At 62.1% G+C, this 22,966-nt stretch carries 18 protein-coding genes and 6 tRNA genes; 9 read left to right on the top strand and 15 right to left on the bottom strand.

Features of this window, described 5'->3' with window-relative positions; all coding sequences use genetic code 11:
• The first annotated feature begins 59 nt into the window (after positions 1 to 59).
• The 6 genes from pepA to pbpG all read left to right on the top strand — a co-directional run bounded on the left by pepA (position 60) and on the right by pbpG (position 8,195).
• Entirely contained in the window at positions 60 to 1,568 is a 1,509-nt protein-coding gene (gene pepA / locus ACW5W4_RS02695; RefSeq protein WP_408794118.1) for a leucyl aminopeptidase, read from the top strand.
• 162 nt (positions 1,569 to 1,730) lie between these two features.
• Complete coding sequence (locus tag ACW5W4_RS02690) at positions 1,731 to 2,183, top strand: DNA polymerase III subunit chi (RefSeq protein WP_456688307.1); 453 nt, start codon at positions 1,731 to 1,733, stop codon at positions 2,181 to 2,183.
• A 53-nt stretch (positions 2,184 to 2,236) separates the two neighbouring features.
• Positions 2,237 to 5,101, top strand: coding sequence for a valine--tRNA ligase (locus ACW5W4_RS02685; protein ID WP_456688306.1), 2,865 nt, complete (start codon positions 2,237 to 2,239; stop codon positions 5,099 to 5,101).
• Positions 5,102 to 5,254: 153 nt separating this feature from the next.
• On the top strand, positions 5,255 to 6,559 hold the full coding sequence (locus ACW5W4_RS02680; protein WP_456688305.1) for a hemolysin family protein: 1,305 nt from the start codon (positions 5,255 to 5,257) through the stop codon (positions 6,557 to 6,559).
• 5 nt (positions 6,560 to 6,564) lie between these two features.
• Entirely contained in the window at positions 6,565 to 7,236 is a 672-nt protein-coding gene (locus ACW5W4_RS02675; protein ID WP_456688304.1) for a DedA family protein, read from the top strand.
• Between the two features lie 131 nt (positions 7,237 to 7,367).
• Positions 7,368 to 8,195, top strand: coding sequence for a D-alanyl-D-alanine endopeptidase (gene pbpG, locus ACW5W4_RS02670; RefSeq protein WP_456688303.1), 828 nt, complete (start codon positions 7,368 to 7,370; stop codon positions 8,193 to 8,195).
• Between the two features lie 461 nt (positions 8,196 to 8,656).
• Here pbpG and ACW5W4_RS02665 read toward each other — a convergent pair.
• The 9 genes from ACW5W4_RS02665 to alaS form a co-directional block, all read right to left on the bottom strand.
• Positions 8,657 to 8,733: transfer RNA gene (locus tag ACW5W4_RS02665), tRNA-Arg, on the bottom strand.
• Between the two features lie 28 nt (positions 8,734 to 8,761).
• Positions 8,762 to 8,838: transfer RNA gene (locus ACW5W4_RS02660), tRNA-Arg, on the bottom strand.
• 29 nt (positions 8,839 to 8,867) lie between these two features.
• Positions 8,868 to 8,944 (bottom strand) — tRNA-Arg (locus ACW5W4_RS02655).
• A gap of 24 nt (positions 8,945 to 8,968) precedes the next feature.
• Positions 8,969 to 9,045: transfer RNA gene (locus ACW5W4_RS02650), tRNA-Arg, on the bottom strand.
• Between the two features lie 98 nt (positions 9,046 to 9,143).
• A tRNA-Arg gene (locus ACW5W4_RS02645) sits at positions 9,144 to 9,220 on the bottom strand.
• Between the two features lie 3 nt (positions 9,221 to 9,223).
• Positions 9,224 to 9,316: transfer RNA gene (locus ACW5W4_RS02640), tRNA-Ser, on the bottom strand.
• A 214-nt stretch (positions 9,317 to 9,530) separates the two neighbouring features.
• Complete coding sequence (csrA, locus tag ACW5W4_RS02635) at positions 9,531 to 9,719, bottom strand: carbon storage regulator CsrA (RefSeq protein ID WP_408794103.1); 189 nt, start codon at positions 9,717 to 9,719, stop codon at positions 9,531 to 9,533.
• 93 nt (positions 9,720 to 9,812) lie between these two features.
• Entirely contained in the window at positions 9,813 to 11,060 is a 1,248-nt protein-coding gene (locus ACW5W4_RS02630) for an aspartate kinase (protein ID WP_408794101.1), read from the bottom strand.
• 16 nt (positions 11,061 to 11,076) lie between these two features.
• Positions 11,077 to 13,701, bottom strand: coding sequence for an alanine--tRNA ligase (gene alaS / locus ACW5W4_RS02625; protein ID WP_456688302.1), 2,625 nt, complete (start codon positions 13,699 to 13,701; stop codon positions 11,077 to 11,079).
• A gap of 268 nt (positions 13,702 to 13,969) precedes the next feature.
• Between alaS and ACW5W4_RS02620 the strand changes: the two genes are divergently transcribed.
• Positions 13,970 to 14,134: a hypothetical protein gene (locus ACW5W4_RS02620; RefSeq protein ID WP_456688301.1), complete on the top strand. Its 165-nt coding sequence runs from the start codon at positions 13,970 to 13,972 to the stop codon at positions 14,132 to 14,134.
• A gap of 246 nt (positions 14,135 to 14,380) precedes the next feature.
• On the opposite strand, the gene ACW5W4_RS02615 is transcribed toward ACW5W4_RS02620, so the two are convergent.
• The 3 genes from ACW5W4_RS02615 to ACW5W4_RS02605 all read right to left on the bottom strand — a co-directional run bounded on the left by ACW5W4_RS02615 (position 14,381) and on the right by ACW5W4_RS02605 (position 16,560).
• Entirely contained in the window at positions 14,381 to 14,893 is a 513-nt protein-coding gene (locus ACW5W4_RS02615; RefSeq protein WP_456688353.1) for a regulatory protein RecX, read from the bottom strand.
• A 34-nt stretch (positions 14,894 to 14,927) separates the two neighbouring features.
• Positions 14,928 to 15,992, bottom strand: coding sequence for a recombinase RecA (gene recA / locus ACW5W4_RS02610; RefSeq protein ID WP_427260911.1), 1,065 nt, complete (start codon positions 15,990 to 15,992; stop codon positions 14,928 to 14,930).
• 76 nt (positions 15,993 to 16,068) lie between these two features.
• Positions 16,069 to 16,560, bottom strand: a complete 492-nt coding sequence (locus ACW5W4_RS02605; RefSeq protein ID WP_427260912.1) for a CinA family protein — start codon at positions 16,558 to 16,560, stop codon at positions 16,069 to 16,071.
• Between the two features lie 161 nt (positions 16,561 to 16,721).
• On the opposite strand from ACW5W4_RS02605, the gene mutS reads away from it, so the two are divergent.
• Positions 16,722 to 19,301 (top strand): DNA mismatch repair protein MutS, encoded by a 2,580-nt coding sequence (gene mutS / locus ACW5W4_RS02600; RefSeq protein WP_456688300.1) that lies wholly within the window; start codon positions 16,722 to 16,724, stop codon positions 19,299 to 19,301.
• Positions 19,302 to 19,495: 194 nt separating this feature from the next.
• Here mutS and ACW5W4_RS02595 read toward each other — a convergent pair whose 3' ends face one another.
• Together ACW5W4_RS02595 and ACW5W4_RS02590 are read right to left on the bottom strand one after the other, a co-directional pair.
• The gene (locus ACW5W4_RS02595) at positions 19,496 to 21,097 is read right to left on the bottom strand and encodes a BCCT family transporter (RefSeq protein ID WP_456688299.1); all 1,602 of its coding nucleotides are present in this window, start codon (positions 21,095 to 21,097) and stop codon (positions 19,496 to 19,498) included.
• Between the two features lie 9 nt (positions 21,098 to 21,106).
• Positions 21,107 to 21,634 (bottom strand): hypothetical protein, encoded by a 528-nt coding sequence (locus tag ACW5W4_RS02590; protein WP_427260939.1) that lies wholly within the window; start codon positions 21,632 to 21,634, stop codon positions 21,107 to 21,109.
• Positions 21,635 to 21,796: 162 nt separating this feature from the next.
• Here ACW5W4_RS02590 and ACW5W4_RS02585 point away from each other — a divergent pair, with 162 nt between their 5' ends.
• A complete protein-coding gene (locus tag ACW5W4_RS02585) occupies positions 21,797 to 22,267 on the top strand; it encodes a MarR family winged helix-turn-helix transcriptional regulator (RefSeq protein WP_427260915.1) in 471 nt (156 codons plus the stop codon).
• 60 nt (positions 22,268 to 22,327) lie between these two features.
• Here ACW5W4_RS02585 and ACW5W4_RS02580 read toward each other — a convergent pair whose 3' ends face one another.
• The gene (locus ACW5W4_RS02580) at positions 22,328 to 22,909 is read right to left on the bottom strand and encodes a YjaG family protein (protein ID WP_427260916.1); all 582 of its coding nucleotides are present in this window, start codon (positions 22,907 to 22,909) and stop codon (positions 22,328 to 22,330) included.
• Positions 22,910 to 22,966: the final 57 nt, after the last annotated feature.

Raw genomic sequence — 22,966 nt, 5'->3', positions numbered from 1 at the left:
AACAAGCACTGCATTATTCAATAAAAGGTGCCTTTTGTCTTTAGGATGTAGGAGATTCCATGGAGTTCAGTGTAAAGAGTGGCAGTCCTGAGAAGCAGCGCAGCGCCTGCGTCGTGGTCGGTGTGTTTGAACCCCGCCGCCTCTCTCCGGTGGCCGAACAACTGGACAAGATCAGCGATGGCTACCTGAGCTCGCTGCTGCGCCGTGGTGACCTGGAAGGGAAACCAGGCCAGATGCTGCTGCTCCATCAAGTACCGGGCGTGCTGAGCGAGCGGGTGCTGCTGGTGGGTTGTGGCAAGGAGCGGGAGCTCGACGAACGCCAATACAAGCAGATCATCAACAAGACCATCACCACCCTGAACGAAACCGGCTCCATGGAGGCGGTCTGCTTCCTGACCGAGCTGCACGTCAAGGGCCGGGATACCTACTGGAAGGTGCGTCAGGCGGTGGAGAGCACCAAGGCGGGCCTCTACAGTTTCGACCAGTTCAAGACCAACAAGGCCGAGCCACGCCGCCCCCTGCGCAAGCTGGTGTTCAACGTGCCGACGCGTCGGGAACTGACCATAGGCGAGAAAGCCATCGCCCACGGTCTGGCCGTGGCCAAGGGGGTGCGCGTCTGCCGCGACGTGGCCAACATGCCGCCCAACGTCTGCAACCCGGCCTATCTCGCCTCCCAGGCCCGCCGTCTGGCCGATGCCTTCGACAACATCACCACCAAGGTGGTGGGTGAGCAGGAGATGGCCGAGCTCGGCATGAACTCCTACCTGGCGGTGGCCCGCGGCTCCGAAAACGAAGCCATGATGGCCATCATCGAATACAAGGGTCATCCCGAGGCCAAGCCCATCGTGCTGGTGGGCAAGGGGCTGACCTTCGATTCCGGCGGCATCTCCATCAAGCCGGCGGACGGCATGGACGAGATGAAGTACGACATGGGTGGCGCCGCCTCCGTGCTCGGCACCATGCACGCCCTGGCCGAGCTGCAACTGCCCATCAACGTGGTCGGCGTGCTGGCAGGTTGTGAAAACATGCCGGGTGGCAACGCCTATCGCCCGGGCGACATCCTCACCTCCATGTCCGGCCAGACCATCGAAGTGCTCAACACAGACGCCGAGGGTCGCCTGGTGCTGTGCGACGCCCTCACCTATGTGGACAGATTCGACCCGGATACGGTCATCGACGTGGCCACCCTGACCGGTGCCTGCATCATCGCCCTGGGCCACCACACCTCGGGCCTGCTGGCGAACCACAACCCCCTGGCCCACGAGCTGCTGGGTGCCTCCGAGCAGGCGGGCGATCGCGCCTGGCGCCTGCCCCTGTTCGACGAGTACCAGGAACAGCTGGAGAGCCCGTTTGCCGACATGGCCAACATAGGGGGCCGTCCGGCCGGCACCATCACCGCCGCCGCCTTCCTGTCGCGCTTTGCCAAGAAGTACAACTGGGCCCACCTGGATGTGGCCGGTACCGCCTGGAAGAGCGGCAAGGACAAGGGCGCCACCGGGCGCCCCGTGCCCCTGCTGACCCAGTTCCTGCTCAACCGGGCCGGCGTCGATATCGAAGAGAAGGAGTAACTCCCCTGCCCCTTCCGATGGATGCGTCGGAAGCCCGGGAGTTGCCCAGTACCACAAGGAAGAGGCTCGCCTCTTCCTTGTTTCATTGAGCGTCGGCAGGCATACCCGCCGTCGACCCTCGCGGCGGTCAAGCGTCCGTCACAGCCAAACGGGATCAACCTGATGAGCCAAGTGACCTTTTACCTGATGAGTGAGCCGGACGACGCGCAGGCGTCTGCAGTCGAGCGCCTCGCCTGCCAGCTGGCGGCCGAGTCGTGGAGCGCGGGCCACCTCTACCTGTTTTGCGACGATGAGGCCCAGGCCCTGCGCCTGGACGAGCTGTTGTGGCAACTGCCGCCGGATCGCTTCGTGCCGCACCAGTTGCAGGGAGAGAGCGGTCAGGCTCCGGTGGAGATAGGCCATCAGCCACCGAAGCGGCGCTATGCCCGCCTCATCAACCTGGCCCGGCAGACACCTTTGTTTGCAGGACACTTCGCTCAAGTGGTAGATTTTGTCCCCACTGACGAAACGCAGAAGCAGCAAGCCCGCGAGCGCTACAAGCACTATCGCCAGGCAGGCCACACCCTCGAGATGAGGGATCAGCCCGTTGCTCCCCCGGATCCGGCGCAGCCCTGACTGCCCCGCGAGATCCAGCACCAGAATCCATCCATCCAGATTACGGCGAGACCATGGAAAAGACTTTTAATCACAACGCCATCGAACAGGCGCTCTATCAGCACTGGGAAGCCCAGGGTTACTTCAAGCCCCACGGCGACACCAGCAAAGACTCCTTCTGCATCATGATCCCGCCGCCCAACGTCACCGGCAGCCTGCACATGGGTCACGCCTTCCAGCAGACCCTGATGGACACCCTGATCCGCTACAACCGCATGCAGGGCAAGAACACCCTGTGGCAGGCGGGCACCGACCACGCCGGTATCGCCACCCAGATGGTGGTGGAGCGCAAGATCGCCGCCGAAGAGGGCAAGACCCGTCACGACTACGGCCGTGACGCCTTCATCGACAAGATCTGGCAGTGGAAGGAAGAGTCCGGCGGCACCATCACCCGTCAGATGCGCCGCCTCGGCGACTCCGTGGACTGGGAGCGCGAGCGCTTCACCATGGATGAGGGTCTCTCGGCCGCCGTGCAGGAAGTGTTCGTGCGTCTCTACGAAGATGGCCTGATGTACCGCGGCAAGCGTCTGGTGAACTGGGATCCCAAGCTCAACACCGCCATCTCCGATCTGGAAGTGGAAAACCGCGAGATCAAGGGCCACATGTGGCACCTGCGCTACCCGCTCGCCAACGGCGCCAAGACCAGCGATGGTCAGGATCACCTGATCGTCGCCACCACCCGCCCGGAGACCATGCTGGGGGATACCGCCGTCGCCGTGAACCCGGAAGACCCCCGCTACAAGGCGCTGATCGGCCAGCACATCCTGCTGCCGCTGGTGAATCGCCTCATCCCCATCGTCGCCGACGAGCACGCCGACATGGAGAAGGGCACCGGCTGCGTGAAGATCACCCCGGCCCACGACTTCAACGATAACGAAGTGGGCAAGCGCCACAGCCTGCCGATGATCAACATCTTCACCCTTGACGCCCACGTGCGTGCCGAGGCCGAAGTGGTCGACACCAACGGCAACCCGAGCACAGCCTATGACGCCACCTTGCCGAGCGAGTTCGCCGGCATGGAGCGCTTCGCCGCCCGCAAGGCCATCGTCGCCAGGCTGGACGAGCTGGGCCTCCTGGCCGAGATCAAGGATCACGTGCTGCAACAGCCTTACGGCGATCGCGGCGGCGTGCCCATCGAGCCCATGCTGACCGACCAGTGGTACGTGCGCGTGGCGCCCATGGCCAAGACCGCCATCGAGGCGGTGGAAGATGGCCGCATCCAGTTCGTGCCCAAGCAGTACGAAAACATGTACTTCTCCTGGATGCGCGACATTCAGGACTGGTGCGTCTCCCGTCAGCTGTGGTGGGGTCACCGCATCCCGGCCTGGTATGACGAGGCCGGCAAGGTCTATGTGGGCCGTGATGAAGCCGAGGTGCGCGCCAAGCACAACATTCCGTCCGTGACCGTGCTGCGTCAGGACGAAGACGTGCTCGACACCTGGTTCAGCTCCGCCCTGTGGACCTTCTCCACCCTGGGCTGGCCAAACAACACAGAGGCACTCAAGACCTTCCACCCGACCGACGTGCTGATGAGCGGCTTCGACATCATCTTCTTCTGGATTGCCCGGATGATCATGATGACCATGCACTTCATCAAGGACGAAAACGGCCAGCCACAGGTCCCGTTCAAGACCGTCTACATCACCGGCCTCATCCGCGACGAAGAAGGCCAGAAGATGTCCAAGTCCAAGGGCAACGTGCTCGATCCCCTCGACATGATCGACGGCATCTCCCTGGCAGATCTGCTGGAGAAGCGCACCGGCAACATGATGCAGCCGCAGATGGCCGAGAAGATCGGCAAGCGTACCGCCAAGCAGTTCCCGGAAGGGATAGAGGCCCACGGTACCGACGCCCTGCGCTTCACCCTGGCGGCGCTGGCCTCTACCGGTCGTGACATCAACTGGGACATGAAGCGCCTGGACGGCTACAACAACTTCTGCAACAAGCTGTGGAACGCCTCCCGCTACGTGCTGATGAATACCGAAGACCAGGATTGCGGCTTCTCTTCGCAAGGCAATGGCGGCGAGATGCAGTTCAGCCTGGCGGATCGCTGGATCCAGTCCCAGCTGCAAGTGGCTATCCGCGACTTCCGCACCGCGCTGGATACCTACCGCTTCGATATCGCGGCCGGCGTCTTGTACGAATTTATCTGGAACCAGTTCTGCGACTGGTATCTGGAGCTGACCAAGCCGGTGCTGGGCAAGGGCTCAGAGGCGGAGCAGCGCGCCACCCGCCACACCCTCGTCAGCGTCCTTGAAACCCTGCTGCGTCTGGCACACCCCATCATCCCCTTCATCACCGAGACCATCTGGAAGTCGGTGGCCCCGCTGGCCGGCGTACACGCCGACACCATCATGGTGCAGGCCTTCCCGGAATTCGATGCCGCCAAGGTAGATGACGCTGCCATGGCGGATCAGGAGTGGGTGAAGGAGTTTATCGTCGGCATCCGCAACATCCGCGCCGAGATGAACGTGGCCCCGAGCGTGGCCCTCAACGTGCTGCTCAAATGCGATGGCAAGGACGCCCAGCGCGCCGGTGACAACGAGGCCTTCCTCAAGTCCCTGGCCCGTCTGGAGTCCATCCGGGTGCTGGCGGATGGTGAAACCGCCCCGCTGTCGGTCAAGAAATTGATCGGTGCCACCGAGCTGATGATCCCCATGGCCGGTCTCATCGACAAGGAGGCCGAACTGGCCCGTCTGGCCAAGGAAGTCGCCAAGCTGGTGGGTGAGTGCGGCCGCATCGAAGGCAAGCTCGGCAACGAGGCCTTCGTCGCCAAGGCGCCGGACGCCGTCATCGCCAAGGAGCGCGAGAAGCTGGAAGATTACCGTCACCAGCTGGTGAAACTCGAGGCCCAGCAGGCCGAGATCGCCGCCCTGTAAAGGGTCCGCCCCTCCCAAGAGCCCCCTGCCTGCAGGGGGCTTTTTTGTTTCCCCTGGCCGCCGTGCCGACGCGCCGTCATGAGTTTTACAAGCGCTGCCTCGTCAAATTCATTACACTGCCGCAGTATTCACCCCGTGGAGTTAGCTTCCTGTATGGAAATGTTGATCCTGATTGGATTGATCGTACTGAACGGCATTTTTGCCATGTCTGAAATCGCCATCGTCACGGCCCGCAAGGCGCGGCTCGGCAAACTCGCCGCCGAAGGCTCAGGATCGGCCGCCATCGCCCTGCGGCTGGCCGAGGATCCCACCCATTTTCTCTCTACGGTGCAGATAGGCATCACCAGCATAGGCCTGCTCAACGGTATCTATGGTGAATCCGTGCTGGCCCAGCCCTTCGCCCTCTGGCTGCAGGAGTGGGGGCTGAGCGCCAGTGCCAGCAGCCTGCTCGCCACCGTGCTGGTGGTGGTCAGCGTCACCTATCTCTCCATCGTCGTCGGCGAACTGGTACCCAAGCGTCTCGGCCAGATCAGCCCGGAGCGCATCGCCTGCCTGGTGGCTCGCCCCATGCTTTGGCTGGCGACCCTGACCCGCCCCTTCGTCTGGCTGCTCTCCGCCTCGACCCATGGCTGCCTGCGGCTGCTGCGGATCAGCCAGGAGAACAGCCATCAGCTGACCCAGGAGGAGATCCACGCCATGCTGGAGGAGGGCTCCCAGGCCGGGGTCATCGAGGACCATGAGCGCACCATGCTGCGCAACGTGTTTCGCCTCGACGAGCGCCGCCTCGAGTCCATGATGGTGCCCCGCAGCGACATCCGCTATCTGGATCTGGCCCAACCCACCGAGGTCAACCTGATGCGCATGGTGGAGTATGGCCACAGCTTCTTCCCGGTGTGCGACGGCAGCCTCTCCAACCTGGTGGGCATACTCAACGTCAACAAGGTACTGCACGCCTATGTGCGCGGTGAGGCCATCAGTCTGGCGGCCCTCACCCAGGATGGCAGCCTGCTGCCGGAGACCCTCAACGGCCTGGAGCTGCTCAACCATTTTCGCAGCCACGCCGAGCACATGGTGCTGGTGGTGGATGAATATGGCGAGTTGCAGGGGCTGGTCACCCAGCAGGATCTGCTGGAAGCCCTGGCCGGTGACTTTCAACAAGGGGAGGCCCAGGATCACTGGGTCTACCAGCGCGCCGACGGCAGCCTGCTGCTCGACGGCCTCATCCCCCTGCCCGAGCTGAAGGATTGCCTGGGGCTCAACCGGCTGCCGGAGGAGGAGGAGCACCACTATCACACCCTGGGTGGTCTCATCATGATGCTGCTGGGGCGCATGCCCCAGACCGGGGATCAGGTTGCCCTGGCTCAGTGGCAATTGGAAATCGTCGACATGGATGGTCTGCGTATCGACAAGGTGCTGGCGACGCCCGCGCCCGAGCAGACGGCGCAAGCCGCGGAGTAAACGCGATGGAACAGTTCTATCAACTGGCGCACGCCTTCATGTCCCAGGATCTGGTCACCCTGTCCGATCCCAGGATGGCCTTCATGGTCTGCGGTGTGCTGCTGACGTTTCTGGCGCTGGAGAATGGCTTCATCCTCACGGCATTTCTGCCAGGCGACAGCCTGCTGCTGCTGACGGGGGTGCTCATCTATCAGGGCGTGTTCTCCCTCTGGGTGGTCCCCCTGCTGATCCTGGCCACCTTCGTCGGTACCTGGCTCGGCTACATGCAGGGTCGCCTGCTCGGCCACACCCGCACCTACCACCGCCTGATGTCCCACATGGACGAGAAGCACAAGCAGAAGGTGTTTTACCTGCTGGACAAGTACGGCATCCTGACCCTGATCACGGCACGCTACATCGCCTTCGTGCGCACCGTCTACCCCTATATCGTCGGGGCCACCGAGATCCCCCAGGGGCGCTTCCTGATGGTGAATCTCGTCAGCTCCATCCTCTGGGTCAGCCCCCTGGTCAGCCTGGGTTACTACCTGAGCCACACCAAGCTGGCGGCCCAGTACGAGACCCAGTTTCTCAGCATCATCCTCTACCTGCCACTGGTGCTGCTCGCCGCCGGTCTGCTGGCCCTGCTCTGGCGCACCCTGGTGCGGCGCAAGCGGGCGCCGGGGCGACTGCCACTGTAAGCGAAGAGGCCATGATCACATGGCCTTTTTTAATCACGCTCATTAATAAAATAGCCGCTGGGCCCCTTGTAAAGCCGGGGCAAAAATGCGTGAATCTACCGCCTTTTTTCTCGTGTTGGATGGAGTGTCGTATGAGGGGTCAGATCCGCGCCTTGGCGCTGTTGAGTACATTGGCTGGCCTGTTTCTGCCCGCCCAGGCCATGGCAGCGCCCAACCCGGCCAAGCTGCAGCTGCGCTCGAGCAGCGCCCTGGTGCTGGACGTACACAGCGGCAAGACGCTCTACCAGAAGAACGCCACCAGCCGACGCCCCATCGCCTCCCTCACCAAGCTGATGACGGCGCTGGTGGTGCTCGATGCCAAGCAGGATCTCAACCAGATCCTCACCGTGGATGGCCAGGATCGCGATGCCCTCAAGCACACCTACTCCCGCATACGCATGGGCACCCGGATCAGCCGTCGCGACGCCCTGCACCTGGCGCTGATGTCTTCGGAGAATCGCATGGCATCGGCGCTTGCCCGCCACTACCCGGGGGGACGCGCCGCCTTCATCCGTGCCATGAACCACAAGGCCAAACAACTTGGCATGCGCAACAGCCGTTTCCATGATGCCACCGGCCTCTCCAGCGGCAATGTCTCCACCGCCCAGGATCTGGCCAGGCTCCTCTCGGCCGCCTATCGCCAACCGCTGATCCGCCAGTTCACCCAGGACGGCGACCAAGAGATGCGTTTTCACTCCCCGGGCTACAGCCTCCATTTCAACAACACCAATCCCCTGGTCAAGAACCCGGACTGGGACGTGCGCCTCTCCAAGACCGGCTTTACCAACGAGGCGGGCCGCTGCCTGCTGATGCGTGCCAAACCGGACAGCAAGGAGCTGGCCATCGTCTTGCTCAACTCCTTCGGCAAGCGCACCCCCATCGGTGATGCCAACCGCATCCGCAAGTGGCTCAAGAGCTGAGGCGCGGATAAGGGAGGGAGAAAGGATGCTGCGGCATCCTTTTTTATTGCCCGCCAGAAGCCACTGCCGCCCGCCAAGGTGTGCAACGTCCAGAGCCTGGCCCCATGTCCCCTCGTGATGCGAGCGGCCGGCAGCAGCGCCTGTGAATGACTGGAGGTGGCATTGGGTGGGGATGACAAGAGGCTGAATGACAGGGTCTGCTACAAGGTCGAGAGATGACAAGACGACGATGGGCAGTGCGATGAGAGAGTGCGATGGGAGAGTGCGATGGGGGGAGTACGATGGGGGGAGTACGATGGGAGAGTGCGATGGGAGAGTGCGATGGGAACAGCAAATGGCAGGAACAGCCGGTGTCGTTCAATGAGAGGGCACATGACCCGCCATCAGGGCAGCAGAGCCCCACGGCCTGGGGGAATAGCGCAAATAAAAAACAGCCCCGACTGACGTCGAGGCTGTCTGTATGGTGCGCCCGAGAGGATTCGAACCTCTGACCACCTGGTTCGTAGCCAGGTACTCTATCCAGCTGAGCTACGGGCGCTCATCAACTTTTTTACTGCTTTCAAAAATGGTGCGCCCGAGAGGATTCGAACCTCTGACCACCTGGTTCGTAGCCAGGTACTCTATCCAGCTGAGCTACGGGCGCTCACAAACTTTTGTGTACTGCTTTCAAAATGGTGCGCCCGAGAGGATTCGAACCTCTGACCACCTGGTTCGTAGCCAGGTACTCTATCCAGCTGAGCTACGGGCGCTCATGAAATTTGTTGTGCCTTAAATGGTGCGCCCGGGAGGATTCGAACCTCCGACCACCTGGTTCGTAGCCAGGTACTCTATCCAGCTGAGCTACGGGCGCCCTGATTTAAAGCGATAAAAAAAGCTTACTCATCAGTAAGCCTTTTCTAACGTGTTGACTTGCTGATGGTCAACACATGACCCTTGCGAGTCGTAATATGGTGCGCCCGAGAGGATTCGAACCTCTGACCACCTGGTTCGTAGCCAGGTACTCTATCCAGCTGAGCTACGGGCGCAAATGGCGGAGAAGGGGGGATTCGAACCCCCGATGCGGGTATAAGCCGCATACTCCCTTAGCAGGGGAGCGCCTTCAGCCTCTCGGCCACCTCTCCGTTTGCGGGGCTGATAATACTTCACAGGGATTTTTAGTCAAACACTTTTTTGTAGAAAAAAGCGTGTTCGCTCAGCATTTGGTCAAAGCGTGGAATATTCAAACAAAATCGATACTTATCCCGCAGTTTGCTGCCTTGCAGAGCGTGCTGAGCCCCCAGAAAAACAAAAGGCGACACGGGAAGGTGTCGCCTGAACGCAGCTATGAAAAGCGGCTTAGAAACTCGGCTGGCCCGGTACTTTCTCGGCCTGTATCCGCATGTAGATCTCTTCGCGGTGTACTGAAACCTCTTTCGGTGCATTCACACCGATGCGTACCTGGTTGCCTTTCACGCCCAGTACGGTGACAGTCACTTCGTCACCAATCATCAGGGTTTCCCCTACACGACGAGTCAAAATCAGCATTCGCTTGCTCCTGTATCCTGTTTTGTATTCATATCGACACGGGACATTATCTTACAAAGATATCGATATGGTAAATGGTTGAAACTAAATCAATCAGGGATTGTTGCCCAGCGGCTGTTCGCTCGGCGCCTGATCCAGCCCAAAGGCGCCATGCAGGGACCGCACCGCCAGCTCCAGATACTTCTCGTCAATCACCACGGATATCTTGATTTCAGAGGTGGAAATCAACTGCATGTTGATGCCCTCCTCACCCAGTACCTTGAACATGGTGCGGGCCACGCCAGGGTGATTCCACATCCCTACCCCGACGATGGAGACCTTGGCTATCTCACCATTGCCCTGAACACAGGCCGCCCCCAGGTCGCTGGCGGTCTGCTCCAGCAGGGCGCGGGCCCGACGGTAGTCATCGCGATTCACCGTGAAGGTAAAATCTGCACTGCCATCCCCCAACGTATTCTGAACAATCATGTCCACGTCGATATTGGCATCGCTGATGGGACCCAGGATCTGGGCCGCGACCGTGGGCCTGTCCGGCACACCGAGTATGGTCAGGCTGGCCTCGTTGCGGTTGAACGCTATGCCCGATACCAGGGGAGCTTCCATCCTCTCACCTCCATATGTGATTAAGGTTCCCTCGCCATCGACGAAGCTCGACAGCACCCTTAGCGGCACCCGGTACTTGCCCGCAAATTCCACCGACCGGATCTGCAGCACCTTGGCTCCCAGGCTCGCCATCTCCAGCATCTCCTCGAAGGTGATGGTGGCGAGGCGACGGGCCTTGGGTTCGATGCGCGGATCCGTGGTATAGACCCCGTCCACGTCGGTGAATATCTGGCATTCGTCTGCCTCCAGAGCCGCCGCGATCGCCACCGCAGTGGTATCGGAGCCGCCCCGGCCCAGGGTGGTGATGGCATTGTGCTCATCACGCCCCTGAAATCCGGCCACCACCACCACCTTGCCCGCCCCCAGCTCGGAGCGAAGCGAGGCCGTGTCTATGTGGGTGATCCTGGCCTTGCCATGGGCGGAATCGGTGTGAATACGCACCTGATCCCCCGTCATGGAGACCGCCGGGCAGGCCCGACGGGTCAAGGCGATGGCCAGCAGGGCGATGGTGACCTGCTCGCCGGTGGAGACCAGCACGTCCATCTCGCGCCGATTGGCATCGGGGTCCAGCTGCTGGGCCATGCCCAGCAAGCGGTTGGTCTCCCCCGACATGGCGGAGACCACCACCACCACATCATGGCCCTGGGCCCTGGTCTGAGCGACCCGCTCGGCCACCGCCTCGATCCGCTCCAGGGTACCTACCGATGTCCCGCCAAATTTCTGTACATAGAGTGCCACAGATCACCTCGCCCGATTACAGGCGCTCTTCCAGCCAGGAGTGAACGGATTGCAGTGCCGCAGGCACGGCCTCTGGCTGGGTACCCCCCGCCTGTGCCATGTCCGGACGACCACCGCCCTTGCCGCCCACCTGTTGGGCCACCAGATTGACCAGCTCGCCAGCCTTGACCTTGCCGGTCAGGTCATTGGTCACACCGGCGATCAGATTGACCTTGCCCTCACCGCTGGTCGCCAGCAGCACGACACCGGACTTCATCTGGTTTTTCAGCTCGTCCAGCATGCCGCGCAGGGACTTGGGATCCGCCCCTTCCAGCGCAGCCACCAGCACCTTCTGGCCATTGATCTCGATCACCTGGCCCAGCAAATCGTTACCGGCCTGAGCGGCCAGCTTGGCCTTGAGCTGCTCCAGCTCGCGCTCCATCATCTTGGCCTTGTCCATTATCTGGCGCACCTTGTCGGCGATGGAGAACTGATCCCCCTTCACCAGGGCCGCGGCCTCCTCGATCTGCTCACCTATCTGGTGCATGAAATCGATGGCGCCCTTGCCGGTCACCGCTTCGATGCGACGCACGCCGGCGGCGATGCCGCTCTCGGCGATGATCTTGAAGAAGCCGATGTCACCGGTGCGCTTGGCGTGGGTCCCGCCGCACAGCTCGGTGGAGTAGTCACCCATGCGTACGACGCGCACGTCATCTTCGTATTTCTCGCCAAACAGCGCCATGGCACCGGCCGCCTTGGCCGCTTCCAGATCCATCACCTGGGTGGCGACCTCGTGGTTGGCACGGATCTGGGCGTTCACCAGCTCCTCGACCCGGCGAATGGTCGCCATGGTCAGCCCCTCGAAGTGGGAGAAGTCAAAGCGCAGACGCTCGGCGCCCACCAGAGAGCCCTTCTGGGTCACGTGATCCCCCAAGGCCTGACGCAGGGCCGCGTGCAGCAGGTGGGTGACGGAGTGGTTGAGGGCCACGGCCTGACGGCGTTCACCATCGACCTCGGCCACGACGGTGGCGCCCTCTTCCAGGGTGCCCAGCTCCAGGTAACCGGCGTGGACGATGGCCTTGCCCGCCTTCTGGGTATCGGTCACGGCGAAGATGCCGTCATCCACCCGGATGATCCCGGTGTCACCCACCTGACCGCCAGACTCGGCGTAGAAGGGGGTCTGCTCCAGCACCACCACGGCCTCTTCGCCGGCGATGAGGCCGCTCACCTGAACACCCTCTTTGTAGATGCCCAGCACCTTGCTCTGCTCGACTAGCGTCTTGTAGCCGGTGAAGGGGGTCTCGAAATCGAGCTTGAGCACGTCGTTGTAGTTGACGCCAAAGCTGGACGCTTCCTTGGCACGGGCGCGCTGCTTCGCCATCTCGGCATGGAAACCGGCTTCATCGATGGCGATGTCGCGATCGCGCACCACGTCGGCGGTCAGATCCGCCGGGAAGCCGTAGGTGTCATACAGCTTGAAGACCACCTCGCCCGGCACGACCTTGGCATCACCCAGGTTTGCCAGCACGTCTTCGAGCAGCAGCAGGCCCCGATCCAGGGTGCGGACGAACTGCTCTTCCTCGATGCGCAGCACGCGCTCGACCAGCGGCAGCTGGGCGATAAGCTCCTCGGCCACATCCTTCATCTGCACCGACAGCTCGGCGGCCAGTTTGTAGAAGAAGACCTCGGTGGCACCCAACTTGCGGCCGTGGCGCACGGCGCGACGTATGATGCGACGCAGCACATAGCCACGCCCCTCGTTGGAGGGCATGACGCCGTCGGCAATCAGGAAGGCGCAGGAACGGATATGGTCGGCGATGACGCGCAGGGACTGGTTGTTCAGATCGCTGCAACCCACTATCTCGGCCGCCTTCTTGATCAGCGCCTGGAAGATGTCGATCTCGTAGTTGGAGTGCACCCCCTGCATGATGGCGGAGATGCGCTCCAGGCCCATGCCGGTATCCACGGACGGACGGGGCAGCGGCTCCATGGTGCCATCGGCCTGACGGTTGAACTGCATGAAGACCACGTTCCAGATCTCGATGAAACGATCGCCATCCTCTTCTGCTGAGCCGGGAGGGCCACCCCAGATGTGGTCGCCATGGTCATAGAAGATCTCGGTGCAGGGGCCGCAGGGGCCTGTGTCGCCCATCTGCCAGAAGTTATCGGAAGCGAAGGCCGCCCCCTTGTTGTCGCCGATGCGCACGATGCGATCCGTCGGGACGCCGATCTCCTTGGCCCAGATGTCGAATGCCTCGTCATCTGTCTCATAGACGGTGACCAGCAGACGCTCCTTGGGCAACTTGAGGGTACCGGTCAGGAATTCCCAGGCGAAGCGAATGGCATCCTGCTTGAAATAGTCGCCGAAGCTGAAGTTGCCCAGCATCTCGAAGAAGGTGTGGTGACGGGCGGTATAGCCCACGTTTTCCAGGTCATTGTGCTTGCCACCGGCACGCACACAGCGCTGGGAGCTGGTGGCCCGGTTGTAGGCGCGCTTGTCGGCACCGAGGAAGACATCCTTGAACTGGTTCATCCCGGCGTTGGTGAACAGCAGAGTCGGATCGTTGTGCGGCACCAGTGAACTGGACGACACCACCTGGTGCCCCTGAGAGCGGAAGTACTCGAGAAACGCGCTGCGGATCTCTGACGTGGACATATACATGGAAAATCCTGCTTGATTCGGATACGGACTTTTAATCGCCCTAATGTAAGTTTTCTGCGCAGTAAAGTAAAACCCGCAGGCCACGGGGCCCCGAAAAAGCCGGGGTTGGCGGGGCCCCGCAGGATAGCGCTGCAGCTGATGGGCAGACCGGCAGTAGCCAGACGCCGCCAATGGCCGGATGCAAGGGCCGCCAGCCCCATGACACCACCATGCAATAACAGGGGGAAAGACCCATGACGCCGCCATGCAATAACGGGGGGAAAGGCCCATGAAGGTCGCCATCCATGACGCCCTGCCTCCTCCCGCCAAGGGCCTAGATGGCAAGGTGAAGCGCGAACCGTTTGATATAGGAACAGGTTTGCATGGAGGTGAAGAGGCCACTCAGGCAATCAAGCGCAGAGCATTCAACATGGGGGCCAGCTTGTCGAGATAGGGTCAGACGGTCAGGAGTGTGCTCGAGGCGCAGGAACGGGGTGCCGATGAAGGGGCCACTCAGCGAATCAAGTGCAGACCATTCAAAAAGGGAACCGGCTTGAGGGGATGAAACCCGTTGGCCGCGACAGGACAGGTTCGGGAGCACGGCGGGCGAGCCGCACGCCATGGGCCAGCCCAGAGCCCGGCCTTCGCCCCTGACAGACGGATCCGGTGCCCCTGACCAGGGGCGCCAGGGGGCAGCCTGTCAGCTTTGCTGATCTTCCTGCTCGGCTCGCTCCTGCAAGGTGGCGATGGCATAACGCGCCTGATCCTGGCTAAAACCACGGCCAAGGAGGAACTTGAGCCACTTCATGCGCGGCTTGAACTCCTTGAGCGCGACGCCATCGGTGCGCCGATCAAGCAGGGCCAGCGCCAGCTCGAACCAGTCCAGCTCGGGTTGTGCAAACGCCAGCTCCAGCTCGGCATCGCTCAGCCCCTTGCGGCGCAGATCGAAGCGGATCTTGGTCGGGCCATGGCCCTTGGCCGCCCCGGCCCGCACCGCCATGGCACCGTAACGCTCATCGGATACCCAGTGATGGTCGCGGCAGTAATCGAGCACGGCCAGACTCACCGCCTCGTCATGACCCTGCTTGCGCAGGCGCATCAGCAACTCGGACTCGGCGCTCTCGCGCCTGGCCAGGCTGCGCATGGCATAGGCGCGGGCGGCGGCGAACCGCTCTTCGAAGGTCAACTCGGGCGGTACGTCCTGCCCCTCCATAACAACAAGGCCGGGGGTTAGCCCGGCCTTGTTGTTATTCAAATTCCTGTTCATCTTCAGGCTCGAACTCGTCGATGGCGGCCACCGCCACCTTCTCGTCCGGGGCGCCACCCTTGGTCAGCAGCAATTCACGCAGCTTGGCTTCGATTTCCCCCGCCATCGCCTTGTTCTCTGCAAACAGCTTCATGACGTTGGCCTTGCCCTGACCTATCTTCTCGCCGTTGTAGCTGTACCAGGCACCGGCCTTGTCGATCAGCTTGTGTTTGACGCCCAAGTCCACCAGTTCGCCTTCTTTGGAGATGCCGGCGCCATAGAAGATCTGGAATTCGGCCTGCTTGAAAGGCGGGGCAACCTTGTTCTTGACCACCTTGACCCGGGTCTCGTTGCCGACCACTTCGTCCCCTTCCTTGATGGCGCCGATGCGGCGGATATCCAGGCGAACTGAGGCGTAGAACTTGAGGGCGTTACCGCCTGTGGTGGTCTCGGGGCTGCCGAACATGACGCCGATCTTCATCCGGATCTGGTTGATGAAGATGCACAGGCAGTTGGCGTTCTTGATGTTGGCGGTCAGCTTGCGCAGCGCCTGGGACATGAGACGGGCCTGCAGGCCGACATGGGAATCGCCCATTTCGCCTTCGATCTCCGCCTTCGGCGTCAGGGCCGCAACCGAGTCGACAATGATGACGTCCACGGCATTGGAGCGTACCAGCATGTCACAGATCTCCAGGGCCTGTTCGCCGGTATCCGGCTGGGAGATCAGCAGATCGTCGACATTGACCCCCAGCTTGGCGGCATAGATAGGGTCGAGGGCGTGTTCGGCATCGACGAAGGCACAGGTCTTGCCTTTGCGCTGCGCCTCGGCGATGACTTGCAGGGTCAGCGTGGTCTTGCCCGAGGATTCCGGGCCGTAGATTTCCACCACACGGCCGCAGGGCAGACCGCCGATGCCGAGCGCCACGTCCAGAGAGAGGGAGCCGGTCGAGATGGCTTCGATGTCCATGGTCTTGCTGTCGCCCAGACGCATGATGGAGCCTTTACCAAACTGTTTCTCAATCTGACCCAGCGCTGCCGCCAGTGCCTTCTGCTTGTTCTGATCCATGCCAATCTCCGCTGGAAATCGTGATAAGGTGAAGTTGGGTCAAGTATACTGTCTATTCATACAGTATCAAGCCCTTTTACTTGAGCAAGGCGAGCAGACCGGACAAGGCCTGTCTGATGGCCAGTTGTCGTACCTGATGGCGGTCCCCATCGAACCGGGCGAGCAGCGAGCGTTGCCGCCCCCCTTGCTCGGCCCAGGCGAACCAGACGGTGCCAACCGGCTTGTCATCGCTGCCCCCGCCCGGCCCCGCGACGCCACTGATGGCGACGCTGATGCTGGCATCGGAACGTGCCAGCGCCCCCCTCGCCATCTCCAGTACTACTGTCTCGCTGACGGCGCCGTGGCGCAGCAGGCTGTCGACACTGACCCCCAGCATCTGCTGTTTGGCTTCGTTGCTGTAGGTCACGAAGCTGCGGTCAAACCAGACCGAACTGCCCGCCACCTCAGTGATGGCGTAGGCGACGCCGCCACCGGTGCAGGATTCCGCCGTGGTCGCCAGCCCGCCCCTGGCGGTGAGGGCCTGGCCCAGCTCCCGGGCGAGGCTGGCTATCTCTCTATCAAGGGTCATGGCACCTCCCGTGGTCGAATGGCCATTATGCTATTCCCCTCGGGGCCATCGCAACCGCCAGGGTCATGGCCAACAGGTTCCCCCCCCTGCCCCGTTCCGTGTAAAATGCCAGCCAAAACGACTCATCGCACCGGCCACTCGGCCACCATCCGGGATCGAACATGAACGCATTATCCGCCCACACAGGGGCGCCCAGCGCCGCCCTCAGTCAGCACACGCCCATGATGCAGCAGTACCTCACCCTCAAGGCCGAGAACCCGGAGATACTGCTGTTCTATCGGATGGGGGACTTTTATGAGCTGTTCTATGACGACGCCCGCCGGGCGGCGCAGCTGCTCGACATCTCATTGACCAAGCGCGGCCAGTCCGCCGGCACTCCCATCCCCATGGCGGGGGTGCCCTATCATGCCATCGAGGGCTATCTCGCCAAGCTGGTGCAGCTCGGCGAATCGGCCGCCATCTGCGAACAGGTGGGAGATCCGGCCACCAGCAAGGGGCCGGTGGAGCGCAAGGTGATCCGCATCGTCACGCCGGGTACCGTCTCCGACGAGGCCCTGCTCAGCGAGCGTCAGGACAACCTGATCGCCGCCGTCTATCACGACGGCCGCCAGTTCGGCTACGGCACCCTGGACATAGGCTCCGGCCGCTTCTTCATCAACCAGTTCGAGAAGGAAGAGACCCTGCTCGCCGAGTTGCAGCGCACCAACCCGGCCGAGCTGCTCTATCCGGAATCCTTCGAGTTCATGACCCATATCGCGGGTCGCCGCGGCCTGCGTCGCCGCCCCGAGTGGGAGTTTGAACTGGGCACGGCCCGCAAGCTGCTCTGTCAGCAGTTCGGTACCCAGGATCTGGTGGGCTTCGGGGTGGAGCGCAGCGAGACAGCCCTGTGCGCCGCCGGCTGCCTGATGCAGTACGTCAAGGACACCCAGCGCACCGCCCTGCCCCACATTCGTGCGGTGCGGCTGGATCAACCGGATCACGCCGTCATCATGGATGCCGCCACCCGCCGCAACCTGGAGCTGACCCAGAACCTGGCCGGTGGCTATGAAAATACCCTGGCCGAGGTGCTGGATCGCACCCAGACCCCCATGGGCAGTCGATTGCTCAAACGCTGGTTGCACCAGCCCATTCGCGATCGGGTGTTGCTGCGCGGCCGCCAGAGCACCATATCCGAACTGATCGAACAGAACCTCTATGACGAGCTGGGGGCCCTGCTGCGCCAGGTAGGCGACATGGAGCGGGTGCTGGCCCGCCTCGCCCTGCGCTCCGCCCGCCCCCGTGACCTGACCCGGCTGCGCCAGGCCTTCGCCCAGCTGCCCCACCTGCAGACCCTGCTAGCGGGCAGTGAGCATGAGGCGGTGCAACGGCTGAGGGAGCGGGCCGCCACCTTCCCCGAACTGCAGGATCTGCTGGAGCGCGCCATCATGGAGACGCCTCCGGTGCTGATCCGCGATGGCGGCGTCATCCGCGCCGGCTTCAATGCCGAGCTCGACGAGATACGGGATCTGGCGGACGGCGCCACCGCCGTGCTGGCCCGCATCGAGGAGCGGGAGAAGCAGGAGACCGGCATCAACACCCTCAAGGTGGGCTACAACAAGGTCCATGGCTTCTTCATCGAGGTGAGCCGGGCCAACAGCCACCTGGTGCCGAGCCACTATATCCGCCGCCAGACCCTGAAAAACAACGAGCGCTACATCATAGACGAGCTCAAGCAGTATGAAGACAAGATACTGACCGCCCAGAGCCGGGCCCTGGCGCTGGAGAAGCGCTTGTACGAGGAGCTGCTCGATGCCCTGCTGCCCCAGCTGGCCGAGCTGCAGGAGTCGGCCGCCGCTCTCGCGGAGCTGGACGTGCTGGCCAACCTGGCGGAGCGGGCCGAGACCCTCAACTACCAGTGCCCCACCCTGACCGACGAGGATCAGATCCTGATCGAGGGGGGGCGCCACCCCGTGGTGGAGCAGGTGATGAAGGATCCCTTCATCGCCAACCCGGTCAGCCTGAAGCAAGGTCGGCAGATGCTGATCATCACGGGCCCCAACATGGGGGGTAAGTCTACCTACATGCGCCAGACGGCACTCATCGTGCTGCTGGCCCATATCGGTGCCTATGTGCCCGCCGACAGCGCCCGCATCGGCCCCATCGATCGCATCTTCACCCGGATCGGGGCATCGGACGACCTGGCCTCGGGAAGATCCACCTTCATGGTGGAGATGACGGAGACCGCCAACATCCTCAACAACGCCACCGCCCAGAGCCTGGTGCTGATGGACGAGATAGGGCGCGGCACCAGCACCTACGACGGCCTCTCCCTGGCCTGGGCCTGCGCCGAGCAGCTGGCGAGCAAGATTGGCGCCTACACCCTGTTCGCCACCCACTACTTCGAGCTGACCCGGCTGCCGGAGCGGCTGCCCAATCTCGCCAACGTCCATCTGGATGCGATGGAGCACGGCGACACCATCGCCTTCATGCACGCGGTGCAGGAGGGGGCGGCCAGCCGCTCCTACGGCCTGCAGGTGGCGGCGCTGGCCGGGGTGCCCAGATCGGTGATCCATCAGGCCCGCCACAAGCTGGCGGAGCTGGAGCGCGCCGTCCCCGCCACCAGCGGCGACGAGCGCCCGGCAGAGCCCGCGCCGGCCCCCCAGCCCCACCCCGTGGTGGAGGAGCTGGCTTTGGTGCGACCGGACGAGCTCACCCCCCGCCAGGCGCTGGATCTGCTCTATCGCCTCAAGCAGCTGCTCTGACGCCGCGGGCAAAGGGTCCGCAAGGAGAAAAAGGGAGCCATGGGCTCCCTTCTTGTTGCCGGCACCCTGGGCGAGTTGTTGCCGGCACCCTGGGCGAGGCGCCCTCCGGGCCAGTCGGCGCAGTGTCAGGGCAAGAAAAGAGGGGAACCCTGGGGTTCCCCTCTCTCATGGTGATGTGCCGGACAGGATGCCCATCAGGTCCCAGGACCGATGCGATCCTTGAGGCTGATGTGGACCGAGCCATCGTGCCGCTTGAGGTTCTGGCGGTATTCCACCTGACGCCGACTCTCCTGCTTGAGGCCGAGGATCAGCGAGTAGCACATGGCCAGCATGATCACCGAGAAGGGCAGCGCCGCTATGATGCTGGCGGCCTGCAGGGCGGCCAGACCTCCCGATATCAACAGGATGGCGGCGACCAGCCCCTGACCCAGGCCCCAGATGGCGCGGTGGCGCACCGGCGGCTCACTCTCGCCGATGGAGAGCAGGGTCGTAATCACCAGCGTGCCCGAGTCACAGGAGGTGATGAAATAGGTGCAGATCAGCAGGGTCAGCACCCCCTTGGCGATCAGGCCAATGCTGCCCCAGTCGAGCATATCCACCGTCTTGTAGAGCGCCTGGGTCACATCCTGATTCACCGCCTCGGTGACGCCACCGGCACCAAACAGCTCGAGGTGGATGGCGCTGCCGCCGAACACGGTCAGCCAGAACATGCCAAGCAGGGACGGCACCAGCAGCACCCCCATGACGAACTCGCGTATGGTCCGCCCCTTGGAGATGCGGGCGATGAACATGCCGACGAACGGCGCCCAGGCTATCCACCAGCCCCAGTAGAAGGCGGTCCAGGAGGATTGCCAGGCCGAGGTTCCGTTCGATTCCGTGTTGGTCCAGAAGCTCAGCTTGACCAGATTTTGCAGGTAATCCCCTATGTTCTGCACATAGGAGTTGAGGATGTAGGTCGTCGGCCCCATCACCACGAACACCAGCAAGATCAGGGCACTGAGCCAGATGTTCAGCTCGGAGAGGATCTTGACCCCCCGTCCCACACCGGAGACCGCAGACAGGGTCGCAATCAGGCTGATGCCGGCGATGAGCCAGAGCTGATTGACCTGGGAGACCTCCATCCCCATCAGCTGATTGAGACCTGTATTCATCTGGGCCACTCCCAGGCCGAGGGAGGTGGCCACCCCGAACACGGTACCGAACACCGCCAGCACATCGGCGGCATGGCCCCAGCCACCATAGATCTTGTCGCCCAATATGGGGTAGAGCACGGAGCGAATGGCCAGGGGCAGCTTGCGGCGGTAACTGAAGAAGGCCAGGGACAGGCCGACGATCACATAGATGGCCCAGGGGTGCAGACCCCAGTGGTAGAAGGTGAGTCGCATCGCGACCTGGGCCGCCTCCGACGTCATGCCCTGCTCGATGAAGGGGTTCGCCTGCAGGTGATACATGGGCTCGGCGATGCTCCAGAACACCAGTCCAATGCCCATGCCGGCGCTGAACAACATGGAGAACCAGGCGAAGTAGCCAAATTCCGGCTCCTGATCGTCATCCCCCAGCCGGATGCTGCCAAAGCGGCTGAACATCAGATAGATGGCGAAGAACAGGAAGAGGGCAACCACCAGAATGTAGTACCATTTGAAGCTTGCAATGATGGTGTCTTTCGCCCCGCTGAACCAGGACGCCGCCGTGTCGGGATCAAATACCCCGAACAGCAGGAACAGGGTGATCACGGTCAGCGCCGTGGTCGCCATGGTGGAGTTGAGCCCTTTGAATATGCCTGTGGTCGCTCGCATTGACCCTCCTTAGTCCTGGTTGTAAAAGTCTTCGCCGACATGGTCACCGGCGCCGCCGATGGCGCGGTAGACCAGCTTGCCGGCACTCTCTTCCCTGTGGTCAACCAGGCTGACGGAGGGCTGACCATTCACCGCGTGGCGCTTGCCGAGGAAGATGGCCATGGGAATGCCGCGATTGGAGATGCCACTGCTGATCCAGAGGCGGTTGAAGTCGTAGCTGCCGCCGATGAATTCAAGCTGGGCCAGACCATTGTCCAGGCCGGAGAGATAGAAGTTCATGGCGCTCTCATCGGGGAACAGATGCACCAGCACATAGGCATAACGCAGCTCGTTGACCAGCGCCTTGAGGGTAAACTCCCCGGTGTTGGTGCAAGAGAGCGGGAGTTCACCGTCGTAGTGGTGTACCTTGAGGGTGTTGGGATCCTCATCATAACGGGGTTGATAGCGGATAAACGCTGAGGTGTCAGGCAGCTCATAGCGCACGCGTACCACGGTTAACTCGGCAACCAGAGACTTGATATCCAGATCGTTCGTCATCATCTCTTTCCTCAAATATCAGGTTTAAATTTGGCAAAGGGCACACAAAATAACACAAAAATACTTTGAGCTGAAACCAATTACCATCTCGGGCCTCTTGACCAAAATGTTGATTAGTCCGAGAATCCGCTCCCAATAACGCCCCTCTAATGGTTTTAATCCATGGAAAAACATGATGAAGTGTTGATCGCGCTGCGCCAAATCATCCGCGCCATCGATATGCATTCGAAGCGCCTGATCAAAGAAGCGGGCCTGACAGCACCACAACTATTGCTGCTCAAAGGAATAAACGAGTTGGGGCAGATCTCCATGCGCCAGCTGGCCAACCACACCAACATGAGTCAGGCCACCGCCACCACCATCATGGATCGGCTGGAGAGCCGCCAGCTGGTGGAACGCATTCGCAGCCAGACCGACAAGCGCAAGGTCCACGCCACCCTGACCGAGCAAGGCAGGCTACTGCTCAGCAATGCGCCGACGCCGCTGCAGGATCATTTCATCCAGCGCTTCCAGGCACTGGAAGGGTGGGAGCAGACACTGCTGCTCTCTTCCCTGCAGCGCATCTCCCACATGATGAACGCCAGCGACATCGATGCCGCCCCCGTGCTCAGCGTCAATCCCCTCACGGATTGACGCCCATCAACGCAAAAAGCTCCCCGAGGGGAGCTTTTTGCGTCTGAACATCGCGCAGATCTAGTCGTCCAGCGAGATGCCGATATTGGAGACACCGTCCTGGGCCGCGAAATCCTTGATGGCCAGGATGCGGTCGCTGTCGCGCTCATGGGCGACCCGCTTGAGCAGCTCAACCTGAAACTCCAGCTCCGCCTCCATGTATTCGTGCTCGTAGAGCTCCTCTTCCGTCAGCTCCCGCTCTTCCAGCAGCTCGATGAATCCCGCTACCGTGCCCACCGAGGCGTGGCTGGCATCCGTGGCCTCTTCCCCCACCCGGCAGATCACCGAGTTATAGGCGCAGCCCAGCGCCACGCACGCATCCAGCGCCGGGTAGGCGCCATAAGATTCAAACTTGCTGGGTTCGGGAATATAGACCTCGAACGCCTCCAGAATGGCACCCAGATTGACCCGGGAGCCCTTGACCGTGAGGTAGTTCCACATCTGATCCAGGGCATGGCGATAGGCCTTGGCATCGCCGAAGCCGGAGGCCTGGGCAAACAGGGCATAGTTCGGATACATACGCTCGGCCAGGGCCAGGGTATAGACGGTTTGCTGCCAAGGCTGCAGCTCGGCCAGTCGCTTATAAAACTTGTCACCAAACACGGCGGGGGATCCTTTACAAAATGTGGGGCAGATTGTAGCCCACGGGGGGCGCGGCGA

It is taken from the genome of Aeromonas crassostreae, from assembly GCF_054052445.1.
This window is presented reverse-complemented; position numbering and strand designations above follow the sequence as displayed.

Bases quoted from the DNA above. Each gene is read 5' to 3' on its own strand.
- pepA (WP_408794118.1), top strand. From the start codon at position 60: ATGGAGTTCAGTGTAAAGAGTGGCAGTCCTGAGAAGCAGCGCAGCGCC.
- ACW5W4_RS02690 (WP_456688307.1), top strand. From the start codon at position 1,731: ATGAGCCAAGTGACCTTTTACCTGATGAGTGAGCCGGACGACGCGCAG.
- ACW5W4_RS02685 (WP_456688306.1), top strand. From the start codon at position 2,237: ATGGAAAAGACTTTTAATCACAACGCCATCGAACAGGCGCTCTATCAG.
- ACW5W4_RS02680 (WP_456688305.1), top strand. From the start codon at position 5,255: ATGGAAATGTTGATCCTGATTGGATTGATCGTACTGAACGGCATTTTT.
- ACW5W4_RS02675 (WP_456688304.1), top strand. From the start codon at position 6,565: ATGGAACAGTTCTATCAACTGGCGCACGCCTTCATGTCCCAGGATCTG.
- pbpG (WP_456688303.1), top strand. From the start codon at position 7,368: ATGAGGGGTCAGATCCGCGCCTTGGCGCTGTTGAGTACATTGGCTGGC.
- csrA (WP_408794103.1), bottom strand. From the start codon at position 9,719: ATGCTGATTTTGACTCGTCGTGTAGGGGAAACCCTGATGATTGGTGAC.
- alaS (WP_456688302.1), bottom strand. From the start codon at position 13,701: ATGTATATGTCCACGTCAGAGATCCGCAGCGCGTTTCTCGAGTACTTC.
- ACW5W4_RS02620 (WP_456688301.1), top strand. From the start codon at position 13,970: ATGAAGGTCGCCATCCATGACGCCCTGCCTCCTCCCGCCAAGGGCCTA.
- ACW5W4_RS02615 (WP_456688353.1), bottom strand. From the start codon at position 14,893: ATGGAGGGGCAGGACGTACCGCCCGAGTTGACCTTCGAAGAGCGGTTC.
- recA (WP_427260911.1), bottom strand. From the start codon at position 15,992: ATGGATCAGAACAAGCAGAAGGCACTGGCGGCAGCGCTGGGTCAGATT.
- ACW5W4_RS02605 (WP_427260912.1), bottom strand. From the start codon at position 16,560: ATGACCCTTGATAGAGAGATAGCCAGCCTCGCCCGGGAGCTGGGCCAG.
- mutS (WP_456688300.1), top strand. From the start codon at position 16,722: ATGAACGCATTATCCGCCCACACAGGGGCGCCCAGCGCCGCCCTCAGT.
- ACW5W4_RS02595 (WP_456688299.1), bottom strand. From the start codon at position 21,097: ATGCGAGCGACCACAGGCATATTCAAAGGGCTCAACTCCACCATGGCG.
- ACW5W4_RS02590 (WP_427260939.1), bottom strand. From the start codon at position 21,634: ATGACGAACGATCTGGATATCAAGTCTCTGGTTGCCGAGTTAACCGTG.
- ACW5W4_RS02585 (WP_427260915.1), top strand. From the start codon at position 21,797: ATGGAAAAACATGATGAAGTGTTGATCGCGCTGCGCCAAATCATCCGC.